The organism is Nissabacter archeti, from assembly GCF_018257325.1.
Taxonomy (GTDB): domain Bacteria; phylum Pseudomonadota; class Gammaproteobacteria; order Enterobacterales; family Enterobacteriaceae; genus Chimaeribacter; species Chimaeribacter arupi.
Map to the genome: position 1 here is coordinate 90775 of NZ_JAERKB010000016.1, position 21184 is coordinate 111958.

The 21184-nt window shown below is 58.4% G+C and carries 18 protein-coding genes; 9 read left to right on the forward strand and 9 right to left on the reverse strand.

Annotation, left to right across the window (positions count from 1 at the left end; translation table 11 throughout):
- Positions 1 to 2: 2 nt before the first annotated feature.
- Positions 3 to 695, forward strand: coding sequence for a tRNA (guanosine(18)-2'-O)-methyltransferase TrmH (gene trmH, locus JK232_RS20070; RefSeq protein ID WP_101829149.1), 693 nt, complete (start codon positions 3 to 5; stop codon positions 693 to 695).
- On the forward strand, positions 696 to 2777 hold the full coding sequence (gene recG / locus JK232_RS20075; protein ID WP_072931489.1) for an ATP-dependent DNA helicase RecG: 2082 nt from the start codon (positions 696 to 698) through the stop codon (positions 2775 to 2777). It begins immediately after the preceding gene.
- Here recG and gltS read toward each other — a convergent pair.
- Positions 2762 to 4009 (reverse strand): sodium/glutamate symporter, encoded by a 1248-nt coding sequence (gene gltS, locus JK232_RS20080; RefSeq protein ID WP_212589622.1) that lies wholly within the window; start codon positions 4007 to 4009, stop codon positions 2762 to 2764. The two genes, recG and gltS, sit on opposite strands and share 16 nt — an antisense overlap.
- A 238-nt stretch (positions 4010 to 4247) precedes the next feature.
- Between gltS and JK232_RS20085 the strand changes: the two genes are divergently transcribed.
- Positions 4248 to 5636: a nucleobase:cation symporter-2 family protein gene (locus JK232_RS20085; protein ID WP_072931486.1), complete on the forward strand. Its 1389-nt coding sequence runs from the start codon at positions 4248 to 4250 to the stop codon at positions 5634 to 5636.
- A gap of 144 nt (positions 5637 to 5780) precedes the next feature.
- Positions 5781 to 7520 carry an AsmA family protein gene (locus JK232_RS20090; RefSeq protein ID WP_101835308.1) on the forward strand — a complete coding sequence of 580 codons (1740 nt, stop codon included), beginning with the start codon at positions 5781 to 5783 and terminating at the stop codon, positions 7518 to 7520.
- Positions 7521 to 7595: 75 nt separating this feature from the next.
- On the opposite strand, the gene fabY is transcribed toward JK232_RS20090, so the two are convergent.
- From fabY to typA, 5 genes are all read right to left on the reverse strand, one after another.
- The gene (gene fabY, locus JK232_RS20095; protein ID WP_072931483.1) at positions 7596 to 8543 is read right to left on the reverse strand and encodes a fatty acid biosynthesis protein FabY; all 948 of its coding nucleotides are present in this window, start codon (positions 8541 to 8543) and stop codon (positions 7596 to 7598) included.
- An 85-nt stretch (positions 8544 to 8628) separates the two neighbouring features.
- Positions 8629 to 9066, reverse strand: coding sequence for a D-aminoacyl-tRNA deacylase (gene dtd, locus JK232_RS20100; RefSeq protein WP_072931481.1), 438 nt, complete (start codon positions 9064 to 9066; stop codon positions 8629 to 8631).
- A gap of 6 nt (positions 9067 to 9072) precedes the next feature.
- Complete coding sequence (locus tag JK232_RS20105) at positions 9073 to 9966, reverse strand: virulence factor BrkB family protein (protein ID WP_072931479.1); 894 nt, start codon at positions 9964 to 9966, stop codon at positions 9073 to 9075.
- 35 nt (positions 9967 to 10001) lie between these two features.
- Complete coding sequence (gene yihX / locus JK232_RS20110) at positions 10002 to 10589, reverse strand: glucose-1-phosphatase (RefSeq protein WP_101829146.1); 588 nt, start codon at positions 10587 to 10589, stop codon at positions 10002 to 10004.
- 173 nt (positions 10590 to 10762) lie between these two features.
- A complete protein-coding gene (gene typA, locus JK232_RS20115) occupies positions 10763 to 12586 on the reverse strand; it encodes a ribosome-dependent GTPase TypA (RefSeq protein WP_072931475.1) in 1824 nt (607 codons plus the stop codon).
- A 408-nt stretch (positions 12587 to 12994) separates the two neighbouring features.
- On the opposite strand from typA, the gene glnA reads away from it, so the two are divergent.
- The 4 genes from glnA (at position 12995) to JK232_RS20135 (ending at position 17363) form a co-directional block, all read left to right on the forward strand.
- The gene (glnA, locus tag JK232_RS20120) at positions 12995 to 14404 is read left to right on the forward strand and encodes a glutamate--ammonia ligase (protein ID WP_072931473.1); all 1410 of its coding nucleotides are present in this window, start codon (positions 12995 to 12997) and stop codon (positions 14402 to 14404) included.
- A gap of 251 nt (positions 14405 to 14655) precedes the next feature.
- Positions 14656 to 15705 carry a nitrogen regulation protein NR(II) gene (gene glnL, locus JK232_RS20125; RefSeq protein WP_072931472.1) on the forward strand — a complete coding sequence of 350 codons (1050 nt, stop codon included), beginning with the start codon at positions 14656 to 14658 and terminating at the stop codon, positions 15703 to 15705.
- Positions 15706 to 15713: 8 nt separating this feature from the next.
- Entirely contained in the window at positions 15714 to 17126 is a 1413-nt protein-coding gene (glnG, locus tag JK232_RS20130; protein ID WP_212589623.1) for a nitrogen regulation protein NR(I), read from the forward strand.
- A gap of 111 nt (positions 17127 to 17237) precedes the next feature.
- A complete protein-coding gene (locus JK232_RS20135) occupies positions 17238 to 17363 on the forward strand; it encodes a YshB family small membrane protein (protein WP_139300336.1) in 126 nt (41 codons plus the stop codon).
- Positions 17364 to 17423: 60 nt separating this feature from the next.
- Here JK232_RS20135 and hemN read toward each other — a convergent pair whose 3' ends face one another.
- Both hemN and yihI read right to left on the reverse strand, forming a co-directional pair.
- Complete coding sequence (hemN, locus tag JK232_RS20140; RefSeq protein ID WP_101855109.1) at positions 17424 to 18797, reverse strand: oxygen-independent coproporphyrinogen III oxidase; 1374 nt, start codon at positions 18795 to 18797, stop codon at positions 17424 to 17426.
- Positions 18798 to 18982: 185 nt separating this feature from the next.
- The gene (gene yihI / locus JK232_RS20145; RefSeq protein ID WP_072931466.1) at positions 18983 to 19537 is read right to left on the reverse strand and encodes a Der GTPase-activating protein YihI; all 555 of its coding nucleotides are present in this window, start codon (positions 19535 to 19537) and stop codon (positions 18983 to 18985) included.
- Between the two features lie 671 nt (positions 19538 to 20208).
- Between yihI and yihA the strand changes: the two genes are divergently transcribed.
- Positions 20209 to 20856 (forward strand): ribosome biogenesis GTP-binding protein YihA/YsxC, encoded by a 648-nt coding sequence (gene yihA, locus JK232_RS20150; RefSeq protein ID WP_072931464.1) that lies wholly within the window; start codon positions 20209 to 20211, stop codon positions 20854 to 20856.
- A 158-nt stretch (positions 20857 to 21014) separates the two neighbouring features.
- On the opposite strand, the gene spfP is transcribed toward yihA, so the two are convergent.
- Positions 21015 to 21062, reverse strand: a complete 48-nt coding sequence (gene spfP, locus JK232_RS23135; protein ID WP_071892919.1) for a small protein SpfP — start codon at positions 21060 to 21062, stop codon at positions 21015 to 21017.
- Positions 21063 to 21184 lie beyond the last annotated feature (122 nt).

Genomic DNA, 21184 nt, shown 5'->3' on the forward strand with positions numbered 1-21184 from the left:
TGATGACTCCACAACGATACGCGCGAATCCGCGAAATGCTGACTGCCAGACAACCGGATCTCACGGTCTGTATGGAGCAGGTTCATAAGCCCCACAACGTCTCGGCCGTGATCCGCACGGCCGATGCGGTGGGTGTTCACGAGATCCACGCGGTCTGGCCCACCAACCGTATGCGCACGCTGGTCTCTTCCGCCGCCGGCAGCAATAGCTGGGTCCAGGTTCAAACCCATAAAACCATCACCGACGCCGTCGCCAGCATGAAAAGCCAGGGGATGCAGGTGCTGGCGACCCACCTTTCCGACCACGCCGTGGATTTCCGCGAGATTGATTACACCCGCCCGACCTGCATCCTGCTCGGGCAGGAGAAAACCGGCATCACGCCTGAAGCGCTGGCGCTGGCCGATCGCGACATCATCATTCCGATGGTGGGCATGGTGCAGTCGCTGAATGTGTCGGTGGCCTCTGCCCTGATCCTGTATGAAGCGCAGCGCCAGCGGCAGAACGCCGGGATGTATCATCGCGATACCTGCATGCTGGATGAAGAGGAACAGCAGCGGTTGCTGTTTGAAGGCGGCTACCCGGTGCTGGCCAATGTGGCAAAACGCAAAGGGTTGCCGCGCCCAACGCTGGATGAAACCGGCCAGATTGTGGCTGACCCGGCCTGGTGGGCCGCTATGCAGTCTACGGAGCGCTGAATGGAAGGCCGCCTGCTGGATGCCGTGCCGTTAACCTCCCTGACCGGGGTTGGTGCCAGTCAGGCGGGCAAACTGGCAAAGCTCGGCCTGGAAACGATTCAGGATTTACTGCTGCATCTGCCGATGCGCTACGAAGACCGCACCCACCTTTACCCTATCAATGACCTGCTGCCGGGCATTTTCGCCACGGTGGAAGGGGAAGTCCTGCGCACCGATATCAGCTTCGGCCGTCGCCGGATGATGACCTGCCAAATCAGCGACGGCACCGGCGTCGTGACCCTGCGTTTCTTCAATTTCACTGCCGCCATGAAAAACAGCCTGGCCACCGGGCGCCGGGTCACGGCATATGGTGAAATTAAACGCGGCAACCACGGCGCGGAAATTATCCACCCGGAATACCGTATCCAGGGTGAGAACAGCGAAGTGATGCTTCAGGAGTCACTGACGCCGGTCTACCCGGCGACAGAGGGTATCCGGCAGGCGACGCTGCGCAAGCTGACCGATCAGGCGCTTGAGTTGCTGGACACGGTGCCGATTGCCGAGTTGTTGCCGGAGGAGCTACGCCGCTCGATGATTTCACTGCCGCAGGCACTGCATACGCTGCACCGCCCGCCGCCGGACATCCGGCTCGATGATCTGGAAAAGGGGCGGCATCCGGCCCAGCGCCGTCTGATCATGGAAGAGTTGCTGGCGCATAACCTCAGTATGCTGGATGTGCGCGCCGGCACGCAGAGCTATCAGGCGCTGCCCATCCCACACGATACCCAATTGACCCAGCGCTTCCTTGCATCCCTGCCGTTCAGCCCGACCGGCGCACAACAACGCGTGGTCGCGGAGATTGAACAGGATCTGGCGCGCGGTTTCCCAATGATGCGCCTGGTGCAGGGCGACGTAGGCTCAGGGAAAACGCTGGTGGCCGCCTTGGCCGCATTGCAGGTGATCGCCCAGGGCAAACAGGTCGGCATGATGGCACCGACCGAGTTACTGGCGGAGCAACATGCCAATAACTTCCGGGCATGGTTTGAACCGTTGGGCATTCAGGTTGGCTGGCTGGCGGGCAAACAGAAAGGCAAAGCGCGGCTGGCCCAGCAGGAGGCGATCGCGTCCGGCCAGGTGTCGATGGTGGTGGGCACCCACGCCATTTTCCAGGAGCAGGTGCAGTTCAACGGCCTGGCGCTGGTGATCATCGATGAGCAGCACCGTTTTGGGGTGCATCAGCGGCTGGCACTGTGGGAGAAAGGGCTGGAGCAGGGTTTCCATCCGCACCAGCTGATCATGACCGCCACGCCTATCCCGCGCACGCTGGCGATGACGGCCTATGCCGATCTTGATACCTCCGTGATTGATGAACTGCCGCCGGGCAGGACACCGGTGACGACGGTGGCGATCCCCGATACCCGCCGTGAAGACATCATTCAACGGGTGAAGAACGCCTGTCAGCAGGAGGGGCGGCAGGCGTACTGGGTCTGCACCCTGATTGAAGAGTCTGAGATGCTGGAGGCGCAGGCCGCCGAAGTCACCTGGGAAGGGCTGAAAGAGTCCCTGCCCGGCCTGAATATCGGGCTGGTGCATGGCCGGATGAAGCCGCAGGAGAAACAGGCGGTGATGCAGGCGTTCAAACAGGGTGACATTCAGTTGCTGGTAGCGACTACGGTGATTGAGGTGGGCGTTGATGTGCCGAACGCCAGCCTGATGATTATCGAAAACCCGGAGCGGCTGGGGCTGGCCCAGTTGCACCAGTTGCGCGGCCGCGTTGGCCGTGGCGCAGTGGCCTCCCACTGTGTGCTGCTTTATAAAACGCCGCTGAGCAAAACCGCCCAGCGTCGCCTTCAGGTATTACGTGACAGCAATGATGGTTTCGTGATTGCCCAGCAGGATCTGGAGATCCGCGGGCCGGGTGAGCTGCTCGGCACCCGCCAGACCGGCAGCGCCGAATTTAAAGTTGCCGATCTGCTGCGCGATCAGGCGATGATTCCGGAAGTGCAACGCGTGGCGCGCCATATCCACCAGCGCTACCCAGACCACGCCAAAGCGCTGATCGAGCGCTGGCTGCCGGCGCGCGCCCGCTATACCAATGCCTGACTCAACGGCCATTTCCATGCCTGAACCGGGAACTCAATGCCCGGCAGCATCAGAAACAGTTTAATCACCAGCGCATTCGCGATATCAATAAAGAACGCCCCGACCATCGGCACAATCAAGAAGGCCAGGTGGGAAGGGCCAAAGCGCCCGGTGATCGCCTGCATATTGGCAATCGCCGTGGGCGTCGCGCCCAGTCCAAACCCGCAATGCCCGGCCGCCAGCACGGCCGCATCATAATTCCTGCCCATGACCCGGTACGTCACAAACACGGCATAAAGCGCCATCGCCAGCGTCTGCACCGTCAGGATCACCAGCATCGGCACCGCCAGCGCCGACAGCTCCCAGAGTTTCAGGCTCATCAGCGCCATCGCCAGAAACAGTGACAGACTGACATTCCCCACCACCGAAACCGCGCGATCAAACACCCGGTACATCCCGGTCACCGACAACATATTGCTGAGCACCACACCGATAAACAGCACGCAGACAAATGTAGGCAACTCGCAGGGCGTGCCGTGCAGCAGGCGGGCAAGATAGCTGCCGGCCGACAGGCAGATGGCGATCATCGCGATAGTTTCGATCAATACCAGCGGGGTAATCAGGCGGCCGGTCAGGGGTTTTTCAAAGGCGCTGGGGGTGGCTAAATCTTCCGGGCAGCCCTCCGGCGTGGCGGAGTGCTTCACCAGATAACGCGCCACCGGGCCGCCAATCAGCCCGCCTAACACCAGCCCAAACGTGGCGCACGCCATCGCCAATTCAGTGGCACTGCTGAACCCGTAACGCTCAGTGAATACTTTGCCCCAGGCCGCGCCGGTACCGTGGCCGCCGGAGAGGGTAATGGAGCCGGAGAGCAGCCCGGTCAGCGGGTTCAGCCCCATTAACGTCGCCAGCCCGATGCCAAGGATATTTTGTACCAGCAACAGCCCCACGACCACGCCCACAAAAGAGCACAGTGCTTTGCCGCCGGTGCGCAGGCTGCTGATGTCCGCATTCAGCCCGATGGTGGCAAAAAAGGCCAGCATCAGCGGCTCTTTCATTGCATTGTCGAACATCAGCTCCCAGCCAAAAAAGTGTTTGGCGGCCAGTAATCCCAGCGCCACCAGCAGCCCACCCGCCACCGGTTCCGGAATGGTATAGCGGTTAAGCAGCGGTACGGTCTGGACGCATTTTCGCCCCAGCAACAATACCAGCGTGGCCGCGACCAGCGTGCCGAAGGTATCCAGTTCAATCATAAAAGTGCTCCCAGGAAATGATAAATATTCGCTATATCAATCTATTATTGTTATACCCATACAAAATGTAGGATAAGTCGGAGGGATTAAAAACCGAAAGACCCGGCAAAATCAAGGGTCATACCCGTTTAATGGGGAAAAGAGGCACGCTAAGATTTCGCTGCCGTCCATTAGCAAACGTTTGCTTTTTGCGGTGCGGGATCATTAAAATGCCCCCTTTGCCGCCCTGGAAACCATCATGAGCCTGCAAACCGCGGAGCGGGATAACGCCGCTGCCGCTACGCCCCGTAATAGTGAACTGATTTACCGGCTTGAAGACCGCCCACCGTTGCCGCAAACCCTGTTCGCCGCGTGTCAGCACCTGCTGGCGATGTTTGTCGCGGTGATCACCCCGGCGTTGCTGATTTGCCAGGCACTCGGCCTGCCGGCACAGGACACGCAACACATCATCAGCATGTCGCTGTTCGCCTCCGGCCTTGCCTCTATCCTGCAAATTAAGACCTGGGGCCCGGTGGGCTCGGGGTTACTGTCGATTCAGGGCACCAGTTTTAACTTCGTCAGCCCGCTGATTATGGGCGGCATGGCACTGAAAAACGGCGGCGCAGATGTGCCCACCATGATGGCGGCGCTGTTCGGCACGCTGATGGTCGCCTCCTGCACGGAGATTGTACTGTCCCGCTTCCTGCATCTGGCGCGCCGCATCATCACGCCGCTGGTGTCCGGCATTGTGGTGATGATTATCGGCCTGTCGCTGATCCAGGTCGGGTTGACCTCCATCGGCGGTGGGTATGGCGCAATGAACGACCACACCTTTGGCGCGCCGAAAAACCTGCTGCTGGCCGCGGCGGTGCTGGGGGTGATTATCCTGCTGAACCGCCAGCGTAACCCTTACCTTCGCGTGGCGTCCCTGGTGATCGCCATGCTGGTGGGTTACCTGCTGGCCTGGGCGATGGATATGCTGCCCGCCACAACGGCCGGAAGCGCCCCGCAATCCTGGATCATGCTGCCGATGCCGCTCTACTACGGGCTGGGCTTTGACTGGAACCTGCTGTTGCCGCTGATGCTGATTTTCATGGTCACCTCGCTGGAAACCATTGGCGATATCACCGCGACCTCTGATGTCTCTGAACAGCCGGTATCCGGCCCGCTTTATATGAAGCGCATCAAAGGCGGCGTGCTGGCGAATGGCCTGAACTCCCTGCTGTCGGCGGTGTTTAACACCTTCCCGAACTCCTGTTTCGGCCAGAATAACGGCGTTATCCAGCTGACCGGCGTAGCCAGCCGCTATGTGGGCTTTGTGGTGGCGCTGATGCTGGTGGTGCTCGGCCTGTTCCCCGGCGTAAGTGCGCTGGTGCAGCACATTCCTGAGCCGGTGCTGGGTGGCGCGACCATCGTGATGTTCGGCACCATCGCGGCCTCCGGCGTGCGTATTGTCTCCCGCGAGCCGCTGAACCGCCGGGCGATCATGATTATCGCGCTCTCCCTCGCGGTCGGGCTGGGCGTCTCCCAACAACCGCTGATTTTGCAGTTCGCACCGGACTGGGTGAAAAACCTGTTCTCCTCCGGTATCGCGGCCGGCGGCATCACTGCCATTGTGCTGAACCTGATCTTCCCGCAGGAAAAGTAACGCCCTCCTGCTGCGCGTCTGACCATGGCCGGTGTGTTCACACATCGGCCGTTTTTTATGAATTGTGTTTGGTTGCGCTCTTGTGATAACCCGCTGATTGCGGCATAAACAGGGTTAACTTTTTTGGGCGAACTGGATTGGGCGATGAAATTTCTCGGAAAGCTGGTGCTGACCGTACTGTTAGTGTGCGTTTTGGTGATCGTACTGGGATATGTGCTGTTGCAGACTCAGTGGGCGGCGGGCTGGCTCAGCCGCTGGGTCAGCGCCAACAGTGATTACCGGCTCACCGTGGGGAAAATCAACCATGACTGGTCTGCCCCTGCCTCCCTGACGCTGCAACATGTCCGGCTGACGCGGGCCAACCAACCGGAGATGCTGAATGCCGAGGAGGTGACGCTGGGCCTCGACTGGGAGCAGCTCAATCAGCCGGGCCATCTTGACCGCCTGACGCTGCGCAACGGCAGCCTGAACCTCAGTAACCCCAATGCCGCGTTACCGGTGCAGGCCAACCTGCTGCAACTCAGCAATATGCGGCTGGTGGCGGGCATTGACCGCCTCTCGGTGACGGCCCAGCAGGTGGATGCCGGGATCGCCCCGTGGCACCCCGCGCCCGGCCGCGTACTGGGTAATGACGCCGAGTTCCAGCTGAGCGCCGGTGAGATGACCATCAATGACATGCCTGCCACCCAGGTGCTGGTGCAGGGGCGTATCCAGCAGAACCGGCTGCTGCTGAATAATGTCGGTGCGGATTTCGCCCGCGGCCAGTTAACCGCCAATGCCAGCCGCGACGCAGACGGCAGCTGGAACATCAATAACCTGCGGCTAAGCAATCTCCGCCTGCAATCCCCGCATCCACTGTCGACTTTCCAACAGGATTTCAACGCCCTGCCGAAAATCACCCTGCAACGGCTGGACGTGATCGACGCCCGTCTTCAGGGGCCGGACTGGGCGTTTAACGATCTCGACGTCACGTTGCAGAACATGACCTTTGAACAGGGTGACTGGCAGAGTGAGGACGGCTCGATCGCCTTTAATGCCAGTGATCTGATCAACGGCAGCCTGCACGTCACTGACCCGATTGTCGATCTGGCCTTTGACCAACAGGGCATGACCATTAAGCAGCTGAGCACCCGCTGGCAAAACGGGCTGCTGCGTACCACCGGCCACTGGTCGCGCACCGACCGGCAATTACAGCTGGATGAGCTGGTGGTGGCCGCGCTGGAATATACCCTGCCGGCCAACTGGCGGACGCTGTGGATGCAGCCGCTGCCCGCGTGGCTGAGCGGCGTCTCCGTCAGCAAGCTGACCGCCAACCGTAACCTGATTATTGATGTGTCGCCGGATTTCCCCTTCCAGCTCACCGCCCTGGACGGCACCGGCAATGATCTGGTGCTGGCCCGCGATCATCAGTGGGGCATATGGAACGGTAAGCTGACACTGAACGCCAGTGATGCCACCTTTAATAAAATTGATGTGCGCCGCCCTTCCCTGAGCCTGGCGGCGGATGCTGACCAGATCGCCGTTACTGAGCTGAGCGCCTTTACCCAGGCAGGGTTGCTGGAGTCCACCGCCACACTGAGCCAGCAGCCGCAACGCACGTTCAGCGTCACGCTGAATGGCCGCGCGGTGCCGCTGGCGCTGGTGCAGAACTGGGGCTGGCCGACCGTACCGGCAAGCGGTGACGGTACGCTTCAGGTGCAGTTGCAGGGGCAACTGGCGGCCGGTACGCCGCTGAAAACCGGGCTGAACGGCCAGTTGACCGCAACCGATGCACAGGGCCAGCAGATCACACAGCAGATGGTTAACGGCACGGTGACCGGTGCCGCCCCGGCCGCACCGGCTGCCGCGCCGCTGCCGCAGAATCCGGCACCGCCGGCACCCTGAGTGCCCGGCAGCACGACATCACTGCAATGCAAAACGGGTGGCCTGAGCCACCCGTTTTTTGTTTCTGTCTGCGCCTTACGCGACGCCCAGTTCAGAACCGCCTTTTTCCAGCGGGTCATACGGGTTTGCCGGCAGCACAATATAAGTCCCTTCAAACACGGCACCTTTCTCCTCGTCACCATACAGCGCCACATCCAGCTGCACCCGCGCTTTGCGGCCACGCGCCAGGCGGTCGAGATCACCGCTGATGGAGCCGAGATCAGCCACTGCCCGCGGCCGCCCGCTGACCGGGTTGCTGTAGCGGATATGGGCATCGGCCAGGATAATGGTGCCGCCCAGATGGCGCTCCCGCAGCAGTAGCCAGATCAGCCCCCAGCCGGTGAGTGTCGCCAGCGAAAAGAGGCTGCCGGCAAACAGCGTATGGTGCGGGTTCTGGTTGCCCGTCTCCGGCATGGTGGTGACAAAGCGCTGGCCGGTATACTGGCTGATGCGCACGCCCATTTTTTCGCTGAGCGGGATATGTTCATACCACGCCTGCTGAAGCTGCCCACACCAGTCCGGCCGGTGGAGGATGTCATCCAGCGTCGCCACCGGTTTGATCATCAGGAAGTGGCGCACCGGCGTGGTTTGCGGCGCCACGATTTCCCCCTGGTTCTCAAACCCCAGCGAGGCGAAGAACTCGACCGCATCCTCACGCGCGCTGCACACCACCCGCTTGACGCCCTCCTGGCGCGCCACCGATTCCAGCGTCATCGCCACCAGCGTCCCTAAGCCTTTGCTCTGGACACTGGGGTCGACCGCCAGGAAACGGATGGATGCCTCATTGTCCGCGTTGATGTAGAGCCGCCCGGCAGCAACGATTTTTCCGTGCTCATCCACCACCATCTGGTGATGGGCCATCGCGTCATAGGCATCTTTTTCCGAGCCGATCGGCTGATGCAGCGGCTTGCGTAACATCTCCCAGCGGAACTGGTAATACTCTTTCAATTCCTGTTCAGTCACAGGTACACGCAGGTGATACATAGACACAGTCTCTCATTGAAGTCGTCAGTCAGAACCGCCGGGCTGCCCGGTCGCTTTTTAGTTATTTATCATCACTTTTATCCGGTTACACCTGTAACCAGAAGGTGACCGGCCCGTCATTCACCAGGGAGACTTTCATGTCTGCGGCGAAGCGGCCGGTTTCGGTCGGGATGCCCTGCTCCCGGCACAGGCCGGTAAAGTGCTGGTAGAGGCGCTCAGCCTCGGCCGGGGCCGCACCGCGCGAGAAGCTCGGGCGCATCCCTTTCTGGGTGTCGGCCACCAGGGTAAATTGTGAAACCACCAGCAGGCTGCCGCCACTCTGCCGGATATTCAGGTTCATCTTGTCGTTCTCGTCGCCAAAGATGCGGTAGCCAATCACACGCTCGCACAGGCGCGCGGCTTTCTGCTCATCATCGCCCTGCTCCACGCCCAGCAGCACCAGCAGGCCCGGCCCGATTTCACCACACACCTCGCCGTCCACGGTGACACCGGCCTGCAATACCCGTTGAATCAATGCAATCATAACGTCCTATTTCTCCTCTCCAGGAACGCTGCTCTGCGCCCGCTTTTTGCGGCGCAGGCTGCGGTATTCGCCCAGCGATACCGTGATCTCCGCGCCGAGCAACACGATACACCAGCTGACATAAATCCAGAGGAACAATATCGGTATTACCGCCAGGACGCCATAGATCAGCTGATAGGAGGGGAACAGGGTGATATAAAGCGAAAACAGTTTCTTACCCATCTCAAACAGGATGCCGGCCACCAGCGCGCCGATCAGCGCATCTTTGCCCGCGACGCGCACGGTCGGTACCAGGCTGTAGAGCAGCCAGAAGGAGCCCCAGGAGAGCAGCAACGGCAATACCCGCAGAAGCTGGTCAATCACGCTGTGCATCCCTTCTACGTTTAGCCAGTTCAACGACAAGAGATAGGAGCTGATGGCGACACTCGCCCCCACCAGCAGCGGCCCCAGCGTCAGCACCATCCAGTAAACGGCAAAGGAGTAGACAATCGGCCGCTTGTTTTCGCTGCGCCAGATTTTGTTCAGCACACTGTCTACCGCCGCAATCAGCAGCAGCGCGGTGACAATCAGCCCGCAGGTGCCGATAGCGGTCATCTGGCTGGTGTTCGACATAAACTGCTCCAGATAGCGCTGGAGGTTATTGCCGGCGGCGGGCATGAAATTGGAAAAAATGAAATTTCTGACCTGTGCGCTGATTTGCGAGAACACCGGGAAAACCGAGAGCAACGAGAAAGCCACGGTAATCAACGGCACCAGTGACAGCAGCGAGACATAGGCCAGATGGCCCGACAGCAGCAGCAGGTCATCATGGTTGATGCGTGTTATCAGCATCCTGAGATAGCGCACGCTGAAGCGGAATGCCGCCACCGTGCGCTCGGGTTTAAATCTTAACTTCACCATAGGCCTGAAGGCTCCGGGAAATGGGCCGGCACGCCTTAAGAAAAGTACGCCGGCACTGTGGCGGCATCCGTGACCAGCACACCTTCAATCCCCAGCGCGCGGGCGGCTTCAACATTCTCCAAAGAGTCATCAAAGAAGACGGTCTGATCGGGCGTGACGGCCTCGCGGCGCAAGACATACTGATAGATACCCGGCTCCGGCTTGCGCATCCCAATCTCCTGCGACAGGTAAATGGCATCAGCCGCAGCCCGGACTTCCGGGTACTGCTCCGGCCAATAGGTGCTGTGCAGCCGGTTGGTGTTGGAGAGCACTACCACCCGGTGCCCGGCGTTGCGCAGCCGCTCCATGATGGCGAGCGTGTCTTTGCGCAGCCCGACAAATACTGCCTGCCAGCCCGCCGAGAACTGCTCGAAACTCAGGGCGATCCCCATTTCATTACACAGCTGTACGGCAAACTCTTCATCACTGATCTCGCCGCGTTCGTGGCGGTGGAACGCCTCGCCCATGGAGAAGCTGGCACTCAACGACGCCAGCGGCACCCCACTCAGGTTACTCCACACCCCCAGTACACGCCTGAAGTCGATATCAACAATCACATTCCCTAAATCAAAGATATACAACATGGCACACTCCTGATGTTGCGATGCGGTTTCTCACTGTAGCGGGAAAGTGTAGACCTGAACAGGCACCGGTGTGGCAGAAGCCGGGAAAGTTTGGCCCGGCGGGGCAGCAGGCAAAAAAAACAGGGCACCCAAAGGTGCCCTGCTCTTAGTGTAACGGCTGCTGTGGCGAACGCTTACGCGTCTTTCGGGCCACGGCTGGCGCGTTTACGATCGTTTTCAGTCAGGTGACGTTTACGGATACGAATTGACTGAGGCGTCACTTCGACCAGTTCGTCGTCATCGATGAACTCGATAGCCTGTTCCAGCGTCATTTTCTGCGGTGGAACCAGGGTGGTGGCTTCGTCAGTACCAGACGCACGCATGTTGGTCAGTTTCTTACCGGTCAGGCAGTTCACGGTCAGGTCGTTGGAGCGTGAGTGAATACCGATGATCTGGCCTTCATACACTTCCGCACCGTGGCCGAGGAACAGCTTACCGCGATCCTGCAGGCCGAACAGGGCGAAGGCCACTGCTTTACCCTGGCCGTTGGAGATCAGCACGCCGTTCTGGCGCTGGCCCACTTCGCCCGGACGCACATCGTCGTAGTGGCTGAAGGTGGAGTACAGCAGGCCGGTACCGGAAGTCATGGTCATGAATTCGTTACGGAAGCCGATCAGGCCACGGCTTGGGATCACGTAGTCGAGACGTACGCGGCCTTTGCCATCCGGATCCATGTTTTTCAGGTCGCCTTTACGCTCACCCATCGCCTGCATTACAGAACCCTGGTGGGTTTCTTCGATGTCCAGCGTTACGTTTTCGAATGGCTCCTGCTTACGGCCTTCGAATTCGCGGAAGATAACTTTCGGACGGGATACCGCCAGCTCGTAACCTTCACGACGCATGTTTTCGATCAGAACCGACAGGTGAAGCTCACCACGGCCGGACACGCGGAAGGCGTCAGCGTCTTCGGTTTCTTCAACACGCAGGGCCACGTTGTGCACCAGCTCTTTGTTCAGGCGCTCCAGGATCTGGCGCGACGTCACGAACTTACCTTCTTTACCGCAGAACGGCGAGGTGTTGACGTTGAAGAACATGGTCACGGTCGGCTCATCTACGCTCAGTGCCGGCAGCGCTTCCACATTCTGCGTGTCACAGATGGTGTCAGAGATGTTCAGCTCGCCCAGGCCGGTAATCGCGATGATGTCGCCGGCTTCAGCCACGTCAGTCTCGATACGCTCCAGGCCGAGGTGGCCCAGCACTTTACCGACTTTCGCGTTGCGGGTTTTACCTTCGCTGTCCACGATGGTGACCTGCTGGTTCGGCTTCACTTTACCGCGCTTGATGCGGCCGATGCCGATAACACCCAGATAGTTGTTGTAGTCCAGCTGCGAGATCTGCATCTGCAGCGGCGCGTCAACTTCCACCTGCGGCGGGGAAACGCGGTCAACAATCGCCTGGTACAGCGGGGTCATGTCGTCGGCCATGTCAGTGTGATCCAGGCCGGCGATACCATTCAGCGCAGACGCATAAATGACCGGGAAGTCCAGCTGCTCGTCGGTGGCGTCGAGGTTAACGAACAGGTCGAAGACCTGATCAACAACCCAGTCAGGACGCGCGCCCGGACGGTCAACTTTGTTGATAACTACAATCGGCTTCAAACCGTGGGCAAAGGCTTTCTTGGTTACGAAGCGGGTTTGCGGCATAGGGCCATCCATCGCGTCTACAACCAGCAGCACCGAATCCACCATGGACATGACGCGCTCTACTTCACCACCGAAGTCGGCGTGCCCTGGGGTATCAACGATGTTGATACGGTAGTCATTCCATTTGATGGCGGTGTTTTTCGCGAGGATGGTAATCCCACGCTCTTTCTCCAAATCGTTGGAGTCCATCACGCGCTCAGTCGCTTCGGTACGGGCATCAAAAGTACCGGACTGTTGCAGGAGTTTATCAACCAGGGTGGTCTTTCCATGGTCAACGTGCGCGATGATGGCGATGTTACGCAAATTTTCGATCACAGCTTTGCCTCAGGCATTTAGAAATAACGCGCTATTGTACACGTATTAAGCGAGGTACTAAACAAGATCACAGCACTCTGTGTAAAACAACCTGAGTCCGGTTAGTTTGTGATCCCTTTCACGGTGCAATGATCGCAAAATGAGCCGATTGCGCACCAAAACAGCGCACACTTTTTGCCCATATGCACTATTTTAGTGCAAAAAACCCGTTATGGTGCATACTTGAACCAGCAGAAAGGCACGAAAAGAGGGATAATTCACCGATCATAAAAGTTGGCACACTTCTCGCTTAACTACAGCAAGAGCGAAAAAAGTCTGATCAGGGTGAAAACGCCTTACAAAAGGTGAGCCGCCAGTCTGTTACGGTACTTCGTTCCACGACGACAAAAAAATCCGGGAGAAACTAGTATGTCCGCTGAACACGTTTTGACGATGCTGAATGAGCATGAAGTGAAATTCGTTGACTTGCGTTTCACTGATACCAAGGGTAAAGAACAGCACGTCACGATTCCAGCCCACCAGGTCAATGCCGACTTCTTCGAAGAAGGCAAAATGTTTGATGGTTCCTCCATCGGTGGCTGGAAAGGCATCAATGAGTCCGACATGGTTCTGATGCCGGATGCCAGCACCGCGGTGCTTGATCCGTTCTACGAAGAATCTACCCTGATTATTCGCTGCGACATCCTGGAGCCGGGCACCATGCAGGGCTATGACCGCGACCCGCGTTCTATCGCCAAACGTGCTGAAGAGTTCCTGCGCTCATCCGGTATTGCCGACACCGTGCTGTTCGGGCCGGAGCCGGAATTCTTCCTGTTCGACGACGTGCGTTTCGGCAGCAGCATCGCCGGCTCTCATGTCGCCATCGATGACATCGAAGGCGCGTGGAACTCCTCAACCAAATACGAAGGCGGCAACAAAGGCCACCGTCCGGCTGTGAAAGGGGGTTACTTCCCGGTTCCGCCGGTCGACTCCTCCCAGGATCTGCGCTCTACCATGTGCCTGACCATGGAAGAGATGGGCCTGGTGGTTGAAGCTCACCACCACGAAGTGGCGACCGCCGGTCAGAACGAAGTGGCAACCCGCTTCAACACCATGACCAAGAAAGCGGACGAAATCCAGATTTACAAATACGTGGTACACAACGTGGCCCACGCATTCGGCAAAACCGCGACCTTCATGCCGAAACCGATGTTTGGTGATAACGGCTCCGGTATGCACTGCCACATGTCACTGTCCAAAAACGGCAACAACCTGTTTGCCGGTGACAAATACGGCGGCCTGTCTGAAATGGCGCTGTTCTACATCGGCGGCATCATCAAACATGCGAAAGCGATCAACGCCTACGCCAACCCGACCACCAACTCTTACAAGCGTCTGGTCCCAGGTTATGAAGCCCCGGTGATGCTGGCCTACTCTGCCCGTAACCGTTCTGCGTCCATCCGTATCCCGGTGGTGGCCAGCCCGAAAGCACGCCGCATTGAAGCCCGCTTCCCGGACCCGGCTGCCAACCCGTACCTGGCGTTCGCTGCCCTGCTGATGGCCGGCCTTGACGGCATCATCAACAAGATCCACCCGGGCGATGCGATGGACAAAAACCTGTATGACCTGCCGCCGGAAGAAGAAGCAGAAATTCCAAAAGTGGCCGGTTCACTGGAAGAAGCGCTGGCTTGCCTGAGCGAAGACCGCGAATTCCTGACCCGTGGCGGCGTATTCACCGATGACTCCATCGATGCCTACATCGACCTGCGCAAAGAAGAGATGGACCGCGTACGCATGACGCCGCACCCGGTTGAGTTCGAACTCTACTACAGCGTTTAAAACAACAGCGTTTAAAACGACAGCGTTTAAAACGACCGCCTTTAAAAGGGCGGCGTTTTAAACAACAGAGTAAAACCACGGCGTGTCATCCATCACGCCGGGTCAGACGATTTTTTGTTGCCGTGGAAACTTTCAGCCCATCTCCGGATGGGCTTTTTTCTCCACGCGCTTCCCCGCCCAACGCCGCCATCCGGTAAATGTTACCCCGTGGTCAGGCGACGTGCACCATACAGGTGCAGGAGACTGCTTTTATGGCAACTGGCAAGCTGCCCGATGCTGGGCAGATCCTGAATTCTCTTATCAACAGCATTCTGCTGCTGGATGAAGAGTTAGCCGTTCATTACGCCAACCCGGCCGCACAACAACTGCTGGCGCAGAGTTCGCGCAAACTTTTTGGTACCCCCCTGCCGGAACTACTGGGCTACTTTTCGCTTAACATCGAGTTAATGCGTGAAAGCCTGAATGCCGGGCAAGGGTTCACCGATAATGAAGTGACGCTGGTAGTGGATGGCCGAGCGCATATCTTCTCACTGACCGCACAGGCGTTACCGGAAGGCTTTATCCTGCTGGAACTGGCCCCGATGGATAACCTGCGCCGCCTGAGCCAGGAACAATTGCAGCACGCCCAGCAGGTCGCCGCGCGTGATCTGGTCCGCGGGCTGGCACATGAGATTAAAAACCCCCTCGGCGGTTTACGCGGCGCAGCACAGCTGTTGTCAAAAGCGCTGCCCGACCCCTCTCTCAACGAGTACACCAGGGTGATTATCGAACAGGCCGACCGCCTGCGGAACCTGGTGGACAGATTGCTGGGGCCACAACGGCCGGGGCAACACATTACCCAAAGTATTCATCAGGTTGCAGAGCGCGTTTGCCAGCTGGTGTCGCTGGAGAAGCCGGATAACGTCGCCCTGATCAAGGATTACGACCCCAGCCTGCCGGAGCTGGCGCACGATCCCGACCAGATTGAACAGGTGCTGTTGAATATTACCCGCAATGCCCTGCAGGCATTGGGGGAACAGGGCGGCACCATCACGATCCGTACCCGCACGGCTTTCCAGATTACCTTGCATGGCGTGCGTTACCGTCTGGCCGCCCGTATTGATATTGAGGATGACGGCCCCGGCGTGCCCTCGCTGTTGCAGGACACGCTGTTCTACCCAATGGTGAGCGGCCGCGAAGGCGGCACCGGCCTTGGCCTCTCCATTGCACGGAATCTGATTGACCAGAATTCAGGGAAAATTGAATTTAACAGTTGGCCGGGTCATACCGAATTTTCGGTTTACCTGCCTATTCGCCAGTGAGGTTTGTTATGCAACGAGGGATAGTCTGGATCGTCGATGACGATAGCTCCATCCGTTGGGTGCTTGAACGTGCGCTCACCGGCGCGGGTTTAAGCTGTGCGACGTTTGACAGCGGCAATGCGGTGCTGGATGCCATCGCCACCCAAACCCCTGACGTTTTGCTGTCTGATATCCGGATGCCCGGCATGGATGGACTGGCATTACTGAAGCAGATTAAACAGCGCCACCCGATGCTGCCGGTGATCATTATGACGGCGCATTCAGACCTGGACGCTGCCGTCAGCGCCTACCAGCAGGGCGCGTTTGACTACCTGCCCAAACCGTTTGATATCGATGAGGCGGTGGCGCTGGTGGAACGCGCCATCAGCCATTATCAGGAGCAGCAACAGCCGGCCCGCAGCCAGCCGGTGAGCGGGCCGACGGCAGACATCATCGGTGAAGCGCCGGCGATGCAGGATGTGTTCCGCATCATCGGCCGTCTGTCGCGATCGTCAATCAGCGTGCTGATTAACGGCGAATCCGGCACCGGTAAAGAGCTGGTGGCCCATGCACTGCACCGCCACAGCCCGCGCGCCAAGTTGCCGTTTATCGCGCTGAATATGGCGGCGATCCCGAAAGACCTGATTGAGTCTGAGCTGTTCGGCCATGAGAAAGGGGCATTTACCGGTGCCAACCAGATTCGGCAGGGACGGTTTGAGCAGGCTGACGGCGGCACGCTGTTCCTGGATGAAATCGGGGATATGCCGCTGGATGTGCAGACCCGCCTGCTGCGCGTACTGGCGGATGGCCAGTTCTACCGTGTGGGCGGCTATGCGCCGGTCAAAGTCGATGTGCGCATCATCGCCGCAACGCACCAGAACCTTGAAATGCGGGTGCAGGAAGGGAAATTCCGTGAAGACCTTTTCCACCGCCTGAATGTTATCCGGGTGCATCTGCCGCCGCTGCGCGACCGCCGGGAGGATATCCCACGGCTGGCACGTTATTTCCTGCAGGATGCCGCCAAAGAGCTGGGCGTAGAGGCCAAAAACCTGCACCCGGAAACCGAGGCCGCCCTGACGCGGTTACCGTGGCCGGGCAACGTGCGCCAGCTGGAAAACACCTGCCGCTGGCTGACGGTGATGGCCGCCGGGCAAGAAGTGCTGATCCAGGACCTGCCGGGTGAGCTGTTTGAAACCAGCGCCCCGGAGAGCGGCGGCCAGAGCCTGCCGGACAGCTGGGCCACGCTGCTGGCGCAGTGGGCCGATCGCGCCCTGCGTTCCGGTCATCAGAATTTGCTGTCTGAAGCGCAACCAGAGATGGAGCGTACCTTGCTGACCACCGCCCTGCGCCATACCCAGGGGCATAAGCAGGAAGCGGCGCGCCTGCTGGGCTGGGGCCGTAACACGCTGACGCGTAAGCTGAAAGAGCTGGGCATGGAGTAAGCCGGGCCGGAGTAAAAAAGAGGGGGCACTGACGCGCATTTTTCCGTGTGCCCGCGCTTTACAACCCGATGCGCCGGATTATGATAAGGGCGCTAAATCGGGAGATAGTCGATGCTGAATTCACTTTTTGCATGGGTATCGCAAGGCGCGGACGTCACATCAGCCGCTGTCAGCCACTCTCCACAGACGGTCGCGGCGGCGGTGTTATGTTACGCGTTGATGAACCTTGTTAATTGAAAAATACATTGAGAAAACAGCCGCGGATGCGGCTGTTTTTTTATGGCATGTGATGGCGCGTCAGATCACCCGCGAGAATTGCTGCTGCCGCGCCTGGCGGCGCAGATAGCGGTCAAAGCACATACAGATATTACGGATCAGCAGCCGCCCACGCGGCGTGACCTGCAGGCCATGCGCAGAGTGCACCACCAGCCCATCCTCTGCCAGCGGCGCAAGCAGCGCCAAATCCTCTGCAAAGTAATCCTGGAAATGAATACCGTACTGCTGTTCAAGCGGTGCCACATCAAGGCTGAAGTTGCAGATCAGTGAGCGGATCACGTCCCGCCGCAGGCAGTCATCCTGCGTCAGCGTCAGCCCGCGCCATAAGGCATCGCCCCCGGCTTCCACCCGCGCATAATAGGTTTTGAGGTCTTTTTCATTCTGCGCGTAGCTGTCCCCCAGCATACTGATGGCCGAAACGCCCAGCCCCAGCAAATCCGTATCGCCCTGCGTGGTGTAACCCTGGAAATTACGGTGCAGCGTGCCTTCACGCTGGGCGATCGCCAGTTCATCATCCGGGCGGGCGAAATGATCCATGCCGATAAACTGATAACCGGCCTGCGTCAGGAAAGCGATGCTCTGTTGCAGGATCGCCAGCCGCTGCTCCGCGCCCGGCAGATCCGCCTCTTTGATTTTACGCTGGGCGGCGAACAGGGAAGGCAGGTGAGCATAATTGAATACGCTCAAACGATCCGGGCTGAGTTCCGCCACCCGTTGCAGGGTGTAGGCGAAACTCTCCGGCGTCTGTTTCGGCAGGCCGTAGATCAGGTCAATATTGGTTGAGCGGAATCCCAGTGCGCGCGCCCGTGCCACCAGCGCAAAAATGAAGTCTTCATCCTGCTCACGGTTAACCAGCCGCTGCACCTGTTTGTCAAAATCCTGCACGCCCATGCTGAGGCGGTTAAAACCTTCGGCCCGCAGATGGTCCAGCACATCCAGCTCGATTTCACGCGGGTCCAGTTCCAGCGACTGCTCGACCTCCGGCAGAAACTCAAAATGGCTGCGCAGCAGGCCCATCAGGCGGCTGATTTGCGCATTGTCGAGGTAGGTCGGTGTACCGCCGCCCCAGTGCAACTGGCTGACCTGACGGCCCTTAAACAGCGGTGCCCGCTGCCGGATCTCCTGCGCCAGGCGGTCCAGGTACAATTCCGCCTTGTGCCGCTGGCGCGTGACCACTTTATTGCAGCCGCAGAAATAGCAGAGCTTATGGCAAAACGGGATATGGACGTAAAGGGAGAGCGGGCGGTCAGGATAGCGCGCCACCGCCTGCTGAAACGCATCGGCGCCGAAATCCTGATGGAATTCCAGCGCCGTAGGGTAAGAGGTATAACGCGGCCCTGACTGGTTATACTTTTGAATCAGGGCCTGATCCCAGATAACGGCCTGCTCAGACATCTCATTTACTCCTTCCGGTATCGTTGCCTACCGGGTCGGAGAAACGGTGAGCGACTCACCTGCCTGGCCACGGTGGCACTGCGCAAAAGGGCTTTACGTTGCGACAGCCGCCACAGTTTACCTAATAACCCGGCCAGATAACACATAAGCAGCAGGGTTATTACCGGGATAATCCATTTCATGGATTAATGGTTATCTTTCGGGTTTCCGCGTTTGAGCAGCTGGTACATATCTTCTTTCGGCTCGTCTTCATCGATGATGTCATCTTCATCGTCGCCCAGCTCAATGCCCAGCAGCTCCATCAGCACATCAATGCGATCCAGCGTTTGATCAACAAATGCCTGATCTTCTGCGCTCAGTGTTTCGCCGTCGTCCAGTTTATCCAGCAGGGCATCCAGACGCGGATCGTTTTCCAGCAACGTGAGCTCTTCTTCCGGCGACAGGCGCGGTTTCGCCTCTTTCTGCGGCTTGGCCGCTTTTTTCGGCGTATTGCCGTATACCGTTTCAACCACCAGCGGAACCGCTTTTTTACTGCCTAAGCGCGGGTCACGTTTTTCCTGGGTTGCGGTTTTTTTCTGATCGGTCTCCCCGGTAGCGCGAGAACCGGGTGCATGGCCACGGCGTTTTTTCTGGCGCTTACGCTCGCGGGCCTCTAAATCCAGCTCGACACGACTTTTTTTCTTATTTTTGGTGTGGGATGCCGCGGCTTTTGCACGTGGCGTTTTGGATGGCTGGTTCATGGCATCTGCTCTCAGGGGGAAATCATTTCAGTATAGAATTGCGGCGGAATCTAGCAGAAAGCGGACAAAGAAAAAAGGCGGCAGGAGGCCCCGGCGCCTTTTTATCTGCTTCCTTATCAGGGAAGCGCTGTTTTTGCCCTGCCGCCCGGCAATATTCCCTTATTCCGGGCAGTAGGCACCTCCTTGTCCTGCCTCATCCTTGTGTGCTCCTGAACCGGCGTTATCCATTACCGGCCGTTTCCTTTGCATCCTGCTTACGCGCTCCCGGCGTACTTTTCCTGAGGGCTGCCTTCCCGGCAACCCGGCAGCTTCCTTTGCCGGCTCTCCTTACCTGCCACCCATCCCTGCATGGCGAATGTCGCGTGCCTGCGCCTCCTGAAGCATCCTGCTGGAGAACACTTTACGCCGATGGCGCGGCGGCTCAACCCAGCCGGAGAGGCCACCCATTGGTGTTGCACAACTAATTCATTGAACTGATTGGTTTTATCATTAAATAAACCCAAATTATCAGTGAAAGCCGCCGCCACGCCGGGCTGATCGCTTACACACGTGCAGTAAAATGCCTGCATTTACGCCGCCGACAGGGATTAAAACCCACAAACATGCCGCTTTTGGTAACGATGCAGTTATAATCGCCAGCCAGAGATATTTAGCCTTACGGAGACAACATTTTGACCAGCCGAACTTATAACTATCAGGTGACCCATTTTGTCACCAGTGCTCCGGACATCCGGCACCTGCCTGCGGATGAAGGCATTGAAGTCGCATTTGCCGGGCGTTCGAATGCGGGTAAATCCAGCGCGCTGAACACCCTGACCAACCAGAAGAGCCTGGCGCGTACCAGTAAAACACCGGGCCGTACCCAGCTGATTAACCTGTTTGAATTGCAGCCGGGCCTGCGCCTGGTGGACTTGCCGGGCTACGGCTATGCCGAAGTGCCTGAAGAGATGAAACGCAAATGGCAGAAGGCGCTGGGTGAATACCTGCAAAAGCGTAACTGCCTGAAAGGGCTGGTGGTGCTGATGGACATCCGCCATCCGCTTAAAGATCTGGATCAGCAGATGATTCAGTGGGCCGTGGCAGTGGATCTGCCGGTGCTGGTATTGCTGACCAAAGCCGACAAGCTGGCTTCCGGCGCGCGTAAAGCGCAATTGAACATGGTGCGTGAAGCCGTGCTGGCCTTTATGGGCGATGTGCAGGTAGAAGCCTTCTCTTCACTGAAGAAAATTGGCGTCGACAAACTGAGCCAAAAGCTGGATACCTGGTTTAACGAGCTGCCGCCGGCGGTGGCGGATGACGTGAGTGACGAAGAAGAGTAACCGCCGGCGTGTGATAACACGCGATGGCAGTGAAGCAAAAGAGACAGCCGATGCGCTGTCTTTTTTATGCCTGTCGATCCCCTACGGAAAGAGGCAGAAGGCAGCGAATTTCCCAATAAAAAACGCCCCAGTCAATACTGACTGGGGCGGCTAAATATTCAGCCAAATCCGATTACGTGAAGTAAAAGGTCTGAAAGATAGAACATCTTACCTCTGTACCCTACGCCGTTAACTCTACAACATTTTTTCAAAGGGCAAAAGAAATTTTTGTAGTTTACTTACACAAGATCCGGCGTTTTTGCGGCATATATCGTCATATCTTCCGCTT